The sequence below is a fragment of the Streptomyces sp. 63XJN7_1_ISO-PGPR-S23-121 genome, from assembly GCF_056173025.1.
The window spans coordinates 3,834,195-3,847,446 of sequence record NZ_CM149653.1; the positions used below are offsets into that span (position 1 = coordinate 3,834,195).

13 protein-coding genes and 3 pseudogenes are annotated in these 13,252 nt (G+C 70.0%); 8 read left to right on the forward strand and 8 right to left on the reverse strand.

Features of this window, described 5'->3' with window-relative positions:
• The first annotated feature begins 8 nt into the window (after nt 1-8).
• The 6 genes and pseudogenes from AC0VYN_RS16950 to AC0VYN_RS16975 all read left to right on the forward strand — a co-directional run bounded on the left by AC0VYN_RS16950 (nt 9) and on the right by AC0VYN_RS16975 (nt 4,337).
• A complete protein-coding gene (locus tag AC0VYN_RS16950; protein WP_475536729.1) occupies nt 9-1,202 on the forward strand; it encodes a hypothetical protein in 1,194 nt (397 codons plus the stop codon).
• A 176-nt stretch (nt 1,203-1,378) separates the two neighbouring features.
• Nucleotides 1,379-1,690 (forward strand): annotated as a pseudogene (locus AC0VYN_RS16955) (ISL3 family transposase); the annotation flags it as partial.
• Between the two features lie 24 nt (nt 1,691-1,714).
• Nucleotides 1,715-2,185, forward strand: a complete 471-nt coding sequence (locus AC0VYN_RS16960) for a DUF4259 domain-containing protein (RefSeq protein ID WP_475536730.1) — start codon at nt 1,715-1,717, stop codon at nt 2,183-2,185.
• A 184-nt stretch (nt 2,186-2,369) separates the two neighbouring features.
• Nucleotides 2,370-3,355, forward strand: a pseudogene (locus AC0VYN_RS16965) (DUF6192 family protein).
• Nucleotides 3,356-3,378: 23 nt separating this feature from the next.
• Nucleotides 3,379-3,600, forward strand: a pseudogene (locus AC0VYN_RS16970) (ATP-dependent DNA ligase); the annotation flags it as partial.
• 104 nt (nt 3,601-3,704) lie between these two features.
• On the forward strand, nt 3,705-4,337 hold the full coding sequence (locus AC0VYN_RS16975; RefSeq protein ID WP_475536731.1) for an ATP-dependent DNA ligase: 633 nt from the start codon (nt 3,705-3,707) through the stop codon (nt 4,335-4,337).
• 42 nt (nt 4,338-4,379) lie between these two features.
• Here AC0VYN_RS16975 and AC0VYN_RS16980 read toward each other — a convergent pair whose 3' ends face one another.
• From AC0VYN_RS16980 to AC0VYN_RS16995, 4 genes are all read right to left on the reverse strand, one after another.
• Complete coding sequence (locus tag AC0VYN_RS16980; protein ID WP_475536732.1) at nt 4,380-5,117, reverse strand: YwqG family protein; 738 nt, start codon at nt 5,115-5,117, stop codon at nt 4,380-4,382.
• A 608-nt stretch (nt 5,118-5,725) separates the two neighbouring features.
• Nucleotides 5,726-6,919: a GNAT family N-acetyltransferase gene (locus AC0VYN_RS16985; RefSeq protein WP_475536733.1), complete on the reverse strand. Its 1,194-nt coding sequence runs from the start codon at nt 6,917-6,919 to the stop codon at nt 5,726-5,728.
• Nucleotides 6,920-6,963: 44 nt separating this feature from the next.
• The gene (locus AC0VYN_RS16990) at nt 6,964-7,359 is read right to left on the reverse strand and encodes a hypothetical protein (protein WP_475536734.1); all 396 of its coding nucleotides are present in this window, start codon (nt 7,357-7,359) and stop codon (nt 6,964-6,966) included.
• 228 nt (nt 7,360-7,587) lie between these two features.
• On the reverse strand, nt 7,588-8,034 hold the full coding sequence (locus AC0VYN_RS16995; protein WP_475536735.1) for a hypothetical protein: 447 nt from the start codon (nt 8,032-8,034) through the stop codon (nt 7,588-7,590).
• A 185-nt stretch (nt 8,035-8,219) separates the two neighbouring features.
• On the opposite strand from AC0VYN_RS16995, the gene AC0VYN_RS17000 reads away from it, so the two are divergent.
• Nucleotides 8,220-8,645, forward strand: coding sequence for a hypothetical protein (locus AC0VYN_RS17000; RefSeq protein ID WP_475536736.1), 426 nt, complete (start codon nt 8,220-8,222; stop codon nt 8,643-8,645).
• A 296-nt stretch (nt 8,646-8,941) separates the two neighbouring features.
• On the opposite strand, the gene AC0VYN_RS17005 is transcribed toward AC0VYN_RS17000, so the two are convergent.
• From AC0VYN_RS17005 to AC0VYN_RS17020, 4 genes are all read right to left on the reverse strand, one after another.
• Nucleotides 8,942-9,184, reverse strand: a complete 243-nt coding sequence (locus tag AC0VYN_RS17005; protein WP_475536737.1) for a DUF6233 domain-containing protein — start codon at nt 9,182-9,184, stop codon at nt 8,942-8,944.
• A 242-nt stretch (nt 9,185-9,426) separates the two neighbouring features.
• Nucleotides 9,427-9,732, reverse strand: coding sequence for a hypothetical protein (locus AC0VYN_RS17010; protein ID WP_475536738.1), 306 nt, complete (start codon nt 9,730-9,732; stop codon nt 9,427-9,429).
• A 78-nt stretch (nt 9,733-9,810) separates the two neighbouring features.
• Entirely contained in the window at nt 9,811-10,776 is a 966-nt protein-coding gene (locus AC0VYN_RS17015) for a HEAT repeat domain-containing protein (RefSeq protein WP_475536739.1), read from the reverse strand.
• A gap of 584 nt (nt 10,777-11,360) precedes the next feature.
• The gene (locus AC0VYN_RS17020; protein ID WP_475536740.1) at nt 11,361-12,656 is read right to left on the reverse strand and encodes a DUF4241 domain-containing protein; all 1,296 of its coding nucleotides are present in this window, start codon (nt 12,654-12,656) and stop codon (nt 11,361-11,363) included.
• 289 nt (nt 12,657-12,945) lie between these two features.
• Between AC0VYN_RS17020 and AC0VYN_RS17025 the strand changes: the two genes are divergently transcribed.
• Complete coding sequence (locus AC0VYN_RS17025) at nt 12,946-13,131, forward strand: hypothetical protein (protein ID WP_475536741.1); 186 nt, start codon at nt 12,946-12,948, stop codon at nt 13,129-13,131.
• The last annotated feature ends 121 nt before the right edge of the window (nt 13,132-13,252 follow it).

Sequence of the window (13,252 nt, forward strand, 5' to 3'; positions counted from 1 at the left end):
GTATCAGCATGCGCAGCACCCGTACGAGAAGGACCCGCGTGCTGGCGGTGGTCGCCGTCGCCTCGGGGCTGCTGGCCGGCGGGATCGCCGCCGGCGGCGTCTTTTCCGTGGCTGGCCCCACGGATACCGCCACGGACACCATCGCCAACGCAGCGGCGGGCGAACCCGGGAAACCGTCTGCCGTGAAGGGGCTGAAGTTCACCCTGAGCGACCGTTCAGTGAAGCTGGACTGGAAGAAGGTCGCCGGTGCCGACGACTACCGCATCTACGCCGAGTACTCCTGCGACAACGTGCCCCGCAGCACCAGCAGCTACCAGCTCATCAAGGACCGCCTCGGGAAGACGACCGAGTGGACCCACCAGAACATCAAGACACCCTGCGTCAACTACGCGGTCGCCGCGGTGCGCGACAGCCAGCAGGGCGTTCTGCCCTCGGTCGGTAAACGGGTGGTGATCTTGATGTCCAACCGCGACCACTCCGCGGCCGACCAGCGGTTCTTCAGCGCCGTCCCCCGCTCCGGCGACCAGGTCGCCAGGACCCGCGTCGCCCCCGGCAAGGACCGCGGGATCGTGCTGACCCGCGCCTACATCCGGAACAAGACCGGTTTCACCGACGCCATCGGTGACCACCGCAGCTGGACCGCAGACCCGGCCGCCTCCGCGAAGATAACCCTCGCATGGAACACCGGCACCGGTGAAGTCGCCGCATACGCCCACAAGTCATGCGCCGTCGGCGCCACCGTCCCCAGCGGCTCCGTGGAGACCCTGTGCCGTGACGCCCTCCCCCTCGCGTTCGTCTCCGATGCCGCCTCCGTGGGCGACACGTCAAAGGACGCGCGCAACCTGATCAGCGTCTCGCGCACCAGTTCCGGCGGCCTGTCCGTAGGCGTCTCCGCCATGAACTCCTGGGAGCGCACCTGCGTCGGCGATACGTGCGTCGGCCCCGGCTTCGGCCGGATCAACGCGCGGTTGACCCTTTCACCGAGAAAGGACACCTTCACCGCGTCCCTCACCGCCGACAAGTTCCCTGCGTGGGAAATCCTCCGCTACCCCCACTTCGTTCAGGGCGCACCCCTCGGTGAGGCCCAGATCATCGGCTTCCGCGACCAGACCGAGATCGGGGACCTCACCAGCGGCCGGCAGTCCACCTGCACCAGCAAGGGACCCGAGAACCTGCAGTTCACCAACCCCATGTCCTGCTGACCTCAGTACAGCGCAACAGGCCGTTCCCCCTGCTGAAACAGGACGCGGCATCGGGCCGGGGCCCCACCCCGGCCCGATCCCGTCCCTGCGGGCGGGACCTGGTTCGGGTTCGTGGACCAGGCGGCCGTAGCTGCGGGCGTCCGTCATGGCCGGATGGGCGCCGTGGTGCAGAAGGTGTCCTGGCCGACTGTCCCGAACTCAAGGCCCTTGCCGGACACGTCCGGTCCTTCGCCCAGATACTCACCGAGCGCCAGGGCGAGCGGTTGCCCGAGTGGCTCGACGCCGTCCGGCGAGACGACCTGCCCAGCCTGCACACCCTCGCCGCAGGCATCGATCGTGACCGCGACGCCGTGATCGCCGGCCTTACCCTGCCCTGGAGCTCGGGCGTCGTCGAAGGACACGTCAACCGGATCAAGATGCTCAAGCGCCAGATGTTCGGCCGCGCAGGCTTTGCCCTCCTGCGGAAGCGCGTCCTGCTTTCCTCATGACAGCCGCTGTCAGTGGTCGCTGCAATGATCACCGCACGTCAGCGCGAGGAGATCATCATGGGAACTTGGGATATCGGCCCTTTCGAGAACGACATGGCCGCGGACTTCGCCTACACCCTGGACGAGACAGCCCCGGACAAACGCGAGGGCCTGGTGCGAGCGATGCTCAGCCGCACCATCCAAGCCCAGGACTACCTCGAAAGCCCAGAGGGCGCAGAGGCTGTCGCAGCTGCCGCTCTCATCGCGGCACAGTGCCCGGGCGGTGAACCGATCAGTACAAGCTACGGGCCCGAGGAAGCCCTTCCGACCTTCACCGACGATCTTCGGCCGCTTGCTGTCGAGGCACTCGACCGAGTGGTCGCCGAGAAGTCCGAGCTCGCCGAACTCTGGGATGAGACACCAAGTGGCCCGACGTGGCGGCAGAGCATCAGCCGCCTTCGTGCCGTCCTCGCACCCGAATCCAATTATCAGGAAGAGGCTCTGTTCGATATCTGACTTGGTAACCCACTGTTACTGATCACGGAAGTTGTGCCAGAACCCATTTTCGTTCAAAACGCGGTCACTTGCGGTCATTCATTGTGATCAGCACATTTATGGTCTGACTCTCGGTAATGAGCGGGTCGTGTCCGCGTCACGGGCTCCAGTTCCGTGCCCCGGCCCGCATGGGTGGTGGAACACCATGCCGGAGGAGATCGACAAGGTCGGAAGTGTCAGTCAGCGCCGCTACGAACAGATCGTGGCCGAGCTGCGGGAAGTGGTTGAGCAGCAGACACAGGGCTCGTTCACGATCGGTGACCGCGCTCTGGAGATCGAGCCGATGCGTGAGCGGGGCGGTGGCCAGCAGGTCGCTCCGGGCCAGGAGTTGTTCACGGTCAGCGAGACACTGCACCGTCTCACCGAGGACATCGGACTGGCCTACCGGACCGTGGAAAAGGCGAGGTGGACGGCGTCTCGGTGGCCGAAGGACAAGCGGCAGAAGGGCGTGTCGTTCCGGGTCCACAGAGTCCTGGCCCAGATCGCGGATGAGGCTGAGCGGTTCGCAACCATCGCCAAACCCCCCCCGCGGACAGGTCGCGGTGGACGTCGGACGAGGCCAATCGTAAGGTGGGCCGACAGGTCGAACGTCCGGCATCGCCGCAGGAGAAGATTACCGCGATCCACCATCTGGCCCGGGACGAGGACGTCGCCGCGACGGTGACCACGGACTCCCTCAAGCGTCCGACGGTGGCGGCCAAGGTCTCCGACCAGGACAAGGTCCGGGTGGTGGAGGAGTTCACCCGGGACGAGCACGTCGCCAGCCAGGTGACGACCGGTCTGCTGCGTCGTCCCGAGGTCGCGTTCAAGGCGATGAGCGACGACACCGCCCGCAACCAGGTCAATCACGCCCAGGTCGAGCGGGGCCGGCAGGCCCGCGAGCACTTCGAGGACACCAGCCCGGTCGCTCCGGCGGTCCGCCACATCGACCGGACGGTGGAGTTCCTGGACTTGGTCACCGCCTGCCACTCGTTCGTGGCCGCGGTCGGCCGGGCGGTCCCTGGTCTGCGCGACCGCACCCTGGGCGAGGACGAACGTGCGATCGTCCACGAGAACGTGGCCAAGGTGCGGGCGACGCTCGACTGGATCGAGACCGCCGTCGACACCGGCAAGGTCGACATGGAATTGTGACCCTCGCCCCGCCCCTCCAGCCGATGCTCGCCGAGGCCCGCTCCGAGCTGCCGCCCGAGCGGGCGCTGCCGGGCGGGCTGGCCTACGAGCAGAAACCCGACGGCTACCGGGCGCTGCTCTTCGCGGGCCCCGGCCGCGCGCACCTGCAGTCGAGGAACGGAGCCGACCTCAGCGGCGCCTTCCCCGAGATCACCGCTGCCGGGCGGGCCCTGCGCGAACCCCTGGTCCTGGACGGAGAGCTGGTCGTCGCCACGGAGGGCTGTCTCGACTTCGGTGGGCTTCAGGACCGGGCCCGCCGCCGTGGCGCCGGTGCCCGGCAGGCCGCCGCACCGCGCCTGCACATCCGATCGTGTTCGACGTCCTCGACACCGCCGATGGCTTGCTGCTGGATGAGCCGTACCAGGCGCGGCGGGCCCGGCTGGAGAAACTGTTCGCTGACAGGGTGCTGGCCGCGCCGTTCGTCCTGTGCCCGGCCACCACCGACCGGGCGATGGCCGAGGACTGGCTGGATCCGGCGTGGGGCGCTGCCGGTATCGAGGGCGTCGTCGTGAAAGGCCTGGCCCAGAAGTACCAGCCGGCCCGCCGGGGCTGGATCAAGGTGCGTGCCCGTGCCAGCGCGGAGGCGGTCGTGGCCTCGGTGACGGGCCGGGTGGCTGCGCCGTCGACGCTGCTGCTGGGCCGCTACGACCAGGCGGGCCGGCTGCGGTTCATCGCGCGCACGGCACCCCTGTCGGCGACGGTACGGCGCGAGGTCGGCAGCCTCCTCTCCCCGGGCGGCGCCGAGCATCCGTGGCAGCACCGCCGCTTCTCCGTCGGCTGGGGCACCCGCGAGGCGATCGACCACCGGCCGGTCGCGCCCGACATCGTGGTCGAGTTGGCAGGGGACACCGCAGTGGACGAGGGCCGCTACCGCCACCCCGTCCGCTACCTGCGCGTCCGCGACGACCTGGACCCCGAGCAGCTGCCGCCCCCAGGTGTGTAGCCCGGCGCCACGCCCGCCCCCCTCGGGGCGGACCAGGACGGGTCAGCTGCAGTCGGCCAGGAAGCGGCCTTCGCGATGGTCGGGGCTGAGGAAGATGAATCCGCTGCCGTAGCCGAAGTTGAGGAAGAAGGGATCGTCGCCCGGTTCCTCGCCGCGGTCGGTGAACTGGCACAGGAACAGCCAGGAGTCGTCGTCGAGGCCCCAGGCGCGGCCGTTGGGCAGTACCGCGGTGCCGCCGAGGAAGTCTTCGGGCTCGTCGCCGGACGGCAGGCCGACCTCCGGGCCCCCGTGCCGGATGAAACGCCACCAGGCGGCGTGGTGGTCGGCTGCCGCACCCATGTCGGGCGGTACGGGCTCCAGTTCGACGAGCCATTCCACCGGGATCCGCGTCTCGTCACGGCCCCAGCGCCACAGTGACCGGCCCCGGGTCCCGACAGGCCCGATCACTGCGAACGGGGGCACTCTGCCGTCGGGCTGGATGAGCACGACGGTTTCACCGGACGTCGGGTCCATGCCCATGACCCCGTCGTCTTCCGCCAGGAACAGGTTCGCCAGACGCACCTCGTCCCCGGGCACCCGGAACTGGCCGATGAACACCAGCGGCTCGCCGGTCTGCGGATCCACCGGCCAGGCCGGCTCCTGAAGCCACACCGGCTGCCCGCCGAACTTCGACACCGGTACCGTCACCGGCTCCTCGGCTTCCCGCAGGCTCATCAGCATCCGAGGCAGGAAAGCGGCGTCGTAGGGGCCCTGAGCCTGGCCCGTCGGTCGCGAGATCACCGCTGGACCGTACGACACGGCACCGACACATCGCGCAGGGGGCACCTGACCTACCGCCTCCAGGGCGATGGCCCGCGTGGACGCCGCCCTGCGCGCCGTCCAGGACGTGTAGGCCGCAGGCAAGTCACTAGAAGACTTCTTCTGGCTGGAATGCGGCTTTCGGCTACGGACCCCGCCGCAGCTCCGATCATGGGTAAGCAGGCAGGTAGGACGCTGTTACAGGGAGCAGATGTGGACACGCGGAGCGACACCGGCCAGCATCACGGGGCCGATTACACCGCCTACGTCGACCACCTGAAGAACTGCACCGAATGCGGGCGCACACGCTGCCCGGTCGGTGAGACCTTGTGTACTGCCTACCTCACCCGCGTCCGGACGATGACCCGCACGGCTCTTCCCTGACCGGACACCCAGCGCCGTGCCGCGGCTGCGGGACGCAGGACGGTGAGGTGAACAGAACCCTGGCCGTCAGCGCCGTGGGCGTTCGTAGCGTCTGTCGCTCGCGCCCACGGCAAAGTTCCAGAACAGGCCCCGAGGGCCCGCGTCGGCCGGTGCCACGCGCATCCGCACCAGCTGGTCCACCGAGGCGCAGATCCTGGGCGTCGCTGCTACCGCGGGCCTTGGCCCCGGCCCGGTGCGGGTGGGGGAGAGGGCCGCTGGGACGGTGGCCGTGGCGGCGACGGTGCGGTGGGCGGCTGCGCGGGCCGGGTGCGCTGTTCCCGGGCGGTCAGGAGCCGGTCGGCCATGGCGCGGATCTCCTCGGCCCGGTCGGCGTAGGGTCCGGCGGCGGCAGGCTGTGCGGTATCGGGGGCAAGCCGGTATCCGGCTTCGTCGTAGCGGGCCCGGTAGGCCGCGCTGGCCTCCTGTGGCCAGTGCGGTGCGATGGCCGCGGCGACCGGCTCCGTGAGGGCAGCGGTGTGTGTCACCGCCGGCTGCCCAGCCGCGCGCCAGGACAGTGCGGCCACCTCGACCGCGATGTCGGCGCCGGCGAGGAAATCGATGCTGGAGGGCAGGGCGGCGAAAGCGGGCAGGCCGGCGGCCGCCAACGGGTTCAGGGTGAACACCAGGTGGGTGGCTATTTGTGCGGGGACCGAGTCCTGGAAGATCTCCTCGTGGAAGGCATCCGCGAACGCCGCGTGCCGGGTGGTGTTCCAGTAGGTACGCGGCAGGTTGCCGTGCCCGAGGTGCTCCAGCAGCGCGCGGGCCCGGTCTGCAGCCTCCTGGGCGGGGTCATGGACGTAGGCATCAAGAGACGGCGGCAGGAACAGCCGTACCGCCCCGTGCAGTTGCTGCCTCGCCGGGTCCATGCCCGCAGGCCGGGCCGGCAGGAGGAAGCGAGTGTAGTCGTCGGCTTCCTGTCCCAGACGCTCGCCGTAGCGGTAGACGTCGCTTCGGTGGCCGTCCAGGGCGTAAAAGGCGTTCAGGTGGGCATTCTGCGCCTTGTCGGCGGCCACCTCGACGGCGTCGAAGTAGACGGCCCACTCGGCGGGCGGCCGGTTGTGCACGTTGCGCTGCGGGTCGGGCTCACGGTAGCTGTTCCACCACCAGGTCCCCTCCCTGCTCCGGGCACCATGATTGATCCACGCCGCCGGGTAGGCCTCGTACAGCGTGTCCATGAGCAGACTGCCCACGCCACGCCGCCGGAAGCCGGGCTGGACATCGAGCATCCACACCGCCACGGCCTCCTTCTCGGGATGGACATGGACATCGAGGTGACCGGCGACTCTCTGGCCCACCAGCGCCACCAGCCGGCGCCCCTCCCACGACAGCCCGGTGGGTACCTTCCAGTCGGTCAGCCACAACGACAGCCCCTCCTCAGGCAGGCCGCCCCCATGCCCGGGCACGGCTATCCGGCCACATCAGATGCACCGGTGACGGCGATGACACGGCTGCGGGCCGCCAGCAGGCCGGGCACCCCCGCCAGCGCCGCGCGGGAGGCCTCCTCCAGCCGCAAGGCGCCTGCGCGGCCGTCGGCACCGGGCCAGGAAGCAGTGTCGACGGTGAGCGCGCACTGCATGACGACCTCCGCACGCCCGCCAGCCGCCACCGGCCCCGGCAGGGGACGGGTGGCCACCCGGGCCGTGCAGGCGACATCGCCCCGCGCATCCGGCTCCGTGCGATGCTCGAAGATGATCTCGCCGACCCCGCCCAGCGCGGCCATCAGACGGCCGACCGCCTCGGGCGGACCGGTGAACTGGACCCTGGTGTAGGAGGGGCCCGGATTCTCGAAGGCCGAACTCACAGCTGCTCCCCACGTGGTGCGGACGGTTCCATGACCACAACCTCTCTCCCTAGCCCCTCAGTTCCCCCGCAGCGGCTTCGGTGTTCCTGGCACGCTCCGCACACTGCACTCACAGGAGCCCCGGCCAGGCACGGCCTGCCAGCCGCCGCCACGGCGACCAGCGCGCAGCCCTGTCTGGTCACCCACCGCATCCGCACGGCCGACCCACCCGCCCGCTCCGCGCCCAGTTCACCGCGCCCGCAGAACAGGCGGAACGCTGCGCGCAGCACCCCCAGTCTCCAGACCGTACGCCGTCACCTGCAGTACTACTGCCGACGGCCGCACCTGGACACGACTGCCGCTGCACGCCCTGCGCGCGGACGCTGGCGCAGCCACTCCGGCCGGGGCGCCGAGCAGGCCGCCTGGGACACAACCGACCACGCGAACCGCGTCGACGACCTCGCCCGCGCCCACACCACCGAGGGAACACCACGCCAGAGAGGCGAAGGCATCGTAGCCGCCCAGCGAAACCTCACCGCTGTCACCCACCACCACGACGACCACGTGACCACCCACGCCGCTCGCGGACACCTGCACAGGCTGGCCGCCACCCTGGTCACCCTCGACAAGGCCCAGCGCACCCTTCACGAAGGTATCTGGGACATCGCCGCCGCACGCCGCGTCCAGCACGACCACGCAAGGGGGCCTGGAACGGCTACGACGAACAGCGGGCCACGGCCGACCTCACCCCCGCCCTCACCGCCGGCGAAGCCCGAATCGCCCACCTGCGCCGGCGCCATCTCGACGCCACCCACGAAGCCCTGACCGTCCTGATTCCGCAGCTCACCGACCTCCCGCGAGACGGCCACCGCCACTATGCGATGCGCAATCACCTGGCGCCCCTGGACCTGCTGCGCCAGGACCTCAACACCCTGGCCTCGCTCATCGACACGCGACGCCGCACCTGCACCGAATTGCGCACCCGCCTGGACAGGGGCCCGCGTTACGGCCAGGACCCCGCCACTGCCCACGACCTGGCCGCCGCCGAAGAAGACCTGCAGAGCCTCGAGCGGCGCTACGCCGACACCCAGACCGAATTCGCCCTGTCCGTCACCCTCGGCCGCACCTTCGACCAGGTACGCAACCCCACGCCCCCCGATGCAACCGCCGTCGCCCCGCACTCCGCCGGCGCCGCACCACGCCCCTCCCGCCGCACCGCCCCCTCCACACCGACAGGCCACGACCAGGCCACCGTCGCAGTGCTACGCCCGGGTCCTGCCGCTCACGGCAGGACGGCAGGCGCCTGACCGAGCTGCCGCAGCAGGCTCGCAGCCCGAACAGGCCCTCTCACACACGGCGCGCAGCATGCGGCCACGGCCGTCGACACGGCGGTACGGAGCGGCGTTCATGCACGTGACGTTCATCTGGTCAGCCTGAGACACCAGTGCACGATGCCCGACACGACGGCCCTGGCCCAGATGAGTACCCCGAGTCCCACAAGCAGGGGACCCAGAGCCACAGCACCGAGAGGGGCACCTGGCAGCTGCCCGCTCCCGGGCCCTCGCGGTTCGCTCACAGAGGGGACACTTCGCTGTCCGGGCCTCTAGTCGAAGACACCCAGAGCGGTGTCGGGACGGCACTGCGGGCACGGTTTGACCCCGTCCGCGAGGGCGCGCCTGGCTTCGTCCCGTGCGATGCCCTTGCTGCGCTTGCCCGCATTCCAGCAGCCGCCGGCGTGCACGTAGACCGGTGGGCTGTGTCCGTTCAGGCCGTGTTCCACAAGCCAGTCGGGCGGGGCCGGCTTCGCCTCGATGCCGCGCTGGTGCTCGGCCTCGCGGCGTTCCACCGCCGGGTGCGTTCCAGGTCACGCAGCTGCACGCGCTCCAGGAAGCGGAGCAGCACGAGACGGGTCGGACCTGGATCGTTCACATGTTCGATTCTATGATGTGCTGGTCACGCAGCAATCCAGGGGTGGGCGAATGTCCTCTGACAGGTGATCTTGACCGTTTGCCAGGTGAGTTTGACCGCTGCTGGGTTCCTGCCACCCGATCTCGGCCAGCGGCCGGCGCTCGGTGAGGGGCGGTGGGATCAGTGGTTGCGGAACGGTGCCCAGGGGTCGGGGAGGGGAGCGCTCGGGTCCTCACCCTCGGTGGACAGTCCGACATAGGCGCGTAGGGCGGGGTGGGTACCGGGGAGGCCGTACTGGGTGAACCGCTCGTGGAGGTCGGAGCCGAACGGCACGGGCTGGAAGTCCGCGGTGGTCAGCAGCTCGGCCAGGACCCTCAGCAGCTCCCGGCACCCAGGGGAGAGCTCGGCGAACACCGGTACGGTGTCCGCGGGGTCGAACAGGGCTTCCAGCAGGTTGTCGGCGCGGACCGCCAGCGGGCGGGGCACGACTCCGGTCTCCTTCGATACGAGGCAGGACCCGGACGATCTCCAGGAGGACCCCGTCCGGGTCCTCGGCGGCACCCATCAGGTGCAGCAGACTGCGGACGGTGTAGCTGCGCATGTCGCCCGCGTGGTGGGCGGTGGCGGTCTCGGGGGCCGGCCCGGCGCCGAAGGCCGCCAGCTCGGCGGCGATGCGCTCCGCCGGCGGCAGGCCGGACGCGGTGGCCGGGTGTGCGACAGCAAGCGGGTCAGGGCGGTGGCGGCGGCCCAGCGCGGCAAGGGGTGCTCGTGGTCGAGGTGGTGCCGGAGTCGGCCGTCCGGGTCGTGGTCGGTGATCAGCCCGACCGAGACGAGGACCGTGGCGACGCAGACTGGGTCCCGCTCGCCGTCGAGGCAGGCCAGCAATGGGAGCAGGGTGGCGTCGGCCTCCTCGGGGAACCAGCCGAGGAGGTACGCGGTCTTGGTGCGGATCTCCGGGTCCTGGTCGTCGAGTAGTTCGAGCAGGACGGGAAGCTGGGCGCGGACCGCGTCATAGGAGCGCAGTGCGCCCTCGCGGGCGTCGACAGGGTGCCCCGCCGCACAGTACGCCCGTCCCTCGCGCAGGTTCTTCAGCCGCTCCTCGTCGGTCTCGGCGGCGATCTGCTCGTCGTACCAGCGCAGATTCTCTTCGGGGCTGATGGCTGCGGCGCGCCACGCGGCGGTATCGATGCCGAGCGGGAGATCGTACTCGTCGTGCCAATCAACAGCCAGACGGGTCAGCAGCAGCAGCGCGTCGGCCCGGGCGCCGACCGGTCCCGCGACGGCGATTCGGGTGAGGAACGGCACGGCGTACGGAGAGGCCGAGTACCGGGTGCCCTGGTGGAAGATGTTGCCGAACAGACTGCGGAAGGCGCTCTCCCGGGCCTCCTCGTCCAGCCCGCACACCGTCCGGAGCTGGCCGGGCACGTCCTCGGCGCTGCCATAGGCGTGCCCCAGGGCTGCCCAGTCGATGTCGTCCAGCCCTGCCAGAAGATCGTCGGACCCTGCCAGGAGATCGTCGGATCGTTTCATGATCCGTATGCTCGCAGGGACCGCCGACACCGATCCCGCAGGCGAGCTGTCATCAATCGCAAGATCGCCTGTCAGAGGACATGGGCGAACGGAGACGCCATGGAGCCCGCCGACCTGGTCACCCGGCACGGCATCGACCCCACGCATTCGGGCTCGGCCCCCCGCCCCTCCCGCACGCGCGCAGGCCCTCGCCGGCCTGCCGGCAGCGGCGCGTTTGGCGTTCTCTTCTTCGTTCGAGGCAGCCGAAGCCGGCCGCCGATACGAGGAACCACGATGACCGCCCCTGTACCGATCCGGACGCCTCCGCGTGCATCTGCCCCGGCGACCAGATCGGCCCGTGCGCCGCATGCCGCCACCCACAAGTACGGGCGTGGCGCCCGTTCGCCATTGTGCGAGTACTGCGATGCGAAGACCGTTGAGCGGTGAGGCAGGAAGCTGCGCGCCAGCTGATCCGACCGTCGGGCCCGATGCCTGACCATCAGGTACGCAAGGGCTGACGAGTACGCCGCTGCGCTGGCTCGTTAACACGGCCTTGTTTGTTTCGATCCGCAGGGAGAATGCCTGCGGCCGTAGGTAGGACCCCGCTACACAGCCGCATCGGTGGGGGGTGCGTCCCACTCCGGAAGCAGCTCGGGCATCCCCTCGACCAGTACCACGACGCCGACTACCTCACGGGCCTCGGAACGGCCGACCCAAACCGGGTAGGTGCCGTCCCCGGTCGTCGCGAAGGACATGAACTCGCCGCCGGAAGCCTTGTCCCAAGTGCGCTGCATGAACATGGAACCGTCGTCGATGTCCTCGTACCCGTCCAGGTCCGACTCCCCCCGGACCAGCCCCCGCTCGAAGAGCGCGATGAGCGGCTCCCAGGCCCCGGCGTCGGCGAAGCAGCCGGTGGCGCCGTCGGTGTCGAAGCCGGCTATCTGCTGCTCGATGAACAGCCGGGCATCGTCGTCCGGACCGAGGGCCATCTCCCAGGTCGCTGCGGGCGTCTCGCTGGTGAGCAGGCGGACGGCCGTGGGTTGCGTGGTCGTGACCTCGGCGTCCCGCCACTCGCAGTGGTAGCTGAAGCGGACCCGCGCCTCGTCGAGTACGTACTCTCCAGGCGGGACGGGGACCGTGATGCGCGGCCCGTCGCCGTGGTCGATGTCCGGGCCGGAGACGGCCAGCAGCCCGCTGGGTACACGCAGGGTGCCGACCCGGCGCGGCTCCACGACGGTCATCTCGGGGTGGTACCCGTCGGTCACGCGCACCCCGGGCCGGAACAACTCGTTGATCGGCCCGGGCTGCGCGGGACGCGGCGGACGCCAGCAGGTGACGGGTGCGTCTCCGTCACCTGGCTCGGCCAGCTCAGCCGCCTCGAAGGCCGGCGGCTCAATGAGCCCGTGTACCTGGGCCGAGAGCAGCGGCCACTCCCCGAAGGCAGGACGGTTTGTCCAGCGCTCGTCATCCCGGAGTCCGGGCGAGGTGACGTAGGAGCCCCCGCCCTGCCCCTGCCGCTCCTCCGTCCGTCGGCCCCTCCCGTCCGGGAAGCGGTCCATAGTGATGCGTGGGCACGCCTGGTCGAACTCCGCCATCTCTGGGCCTGTGTAGTACCAGCCGACGGAGTACCGGCGCAGCAGCCGCGAAGGCTCGTCCAGCAGCCGCATGTCCAGGTAGTAGGTGCGGCGGCCTTGGGCATCGTAGACCCACAGCCCGACGTAGTGGTCTCGCCAGGAAACGAGCCGCACTTCCAACGGAGCCTCCCGGCCCGGCTCCCGGTACACCACCACGTATGGAAGCCCGGCGGCATCCCGCTTGCAGGCCTCTTCGGCGGATACCGGCCGCCAGGGCGCACAGGCCTCCAGGTCCCACGCCTGCGCGTACCCCACCTTGACGACCATTGCCGCTCCTCTTCCTGCAACCTGCCCTGGTTCTGTGCTGAGCTGCAAGGTAGTCGTTGCCTGTGACAACGGCTCTACTGACAACACCCCCTGGACTGCCTGCCGCTGCGCATCGAAGGCCACGAACAGGGGTGACCGCTCTCCCGCGCAGGATCAACCCGCTGGTCATACCCGCACCGCGCAGGCCGTCTCCTTGCCCGGCATCTGAACGCCCCCGCCCACGGCAGGGGCCGGGCCCGTATGCTGCGCCCGTCCGGCGCACTGCCCGCAGGAGGGAAACCGCCCCACCGTGTTTTCGCAGACCCCTGTCTACGACCGCCTGATCGCCGAACGCGGCGACATCCCCGTCCAGGTCCGCGGCGAAGCCGACCGGATCCACCGCGACCTCGCACACGTACTGCGCCAGACGTCCGCCGCCCAGCCGGATGCGCCACGAAGCGCTTTCGAACCGAAGCAGCCTCCCACCGCCCTATAGCGGCTCAGGCCCAGGGGTTCTGTCAGGCCAAGGCCCGGCAGAACCGGTGGTCCGGGCGGTGCCGCACCTGCCGCCGCACCATGACTGTGGCAGAGCGCTATGAGGTCATGCGGACAGGTGG

What these genes read in the sequence shown, in the direction of transcription:
- AC0VYN_RS16950 (WP_475536729.1), top strand. Translation starts at nt 9, where the DNA reads ATGCGCAGCACCCGTACGAGAAGGACCCGCGTGCTGGCGGTGGTCGCC.
- AC0VYN_RS16960 (WP_475536730.1), top strand. Translation starts at nt 1,715, where the DNA reads ATGATCACCGCACGTCAGCGCGAGGAGATCATCATGGGAACTTGGGAT.
- AC0VYN_RS17000 (WP_475536736.1), top strand. Translation starts at nt 8,220, where the DNA reads ATGCGCAATCACCTGGCGCCCCTGGACCTGCTGCGCCAGGACCTCAAC.
- AC0VYN_RS17015 (WP_475536739.1), bottom strand. Translation starts at nt 10,776, where the DNA reads ATGAAACGATCCGACGATCTCCTGGCAGGGTCCGACGATCTTCTGGCA.
- AC0VYN_RS17020 (WP_475536740.1), bottom strand. Translation starts at nt 12,656, where the DNA reads ATGGTCGTCAAGGTGGGGTACGCGCAGGCGTGGGACCTGGAGGCCTGT.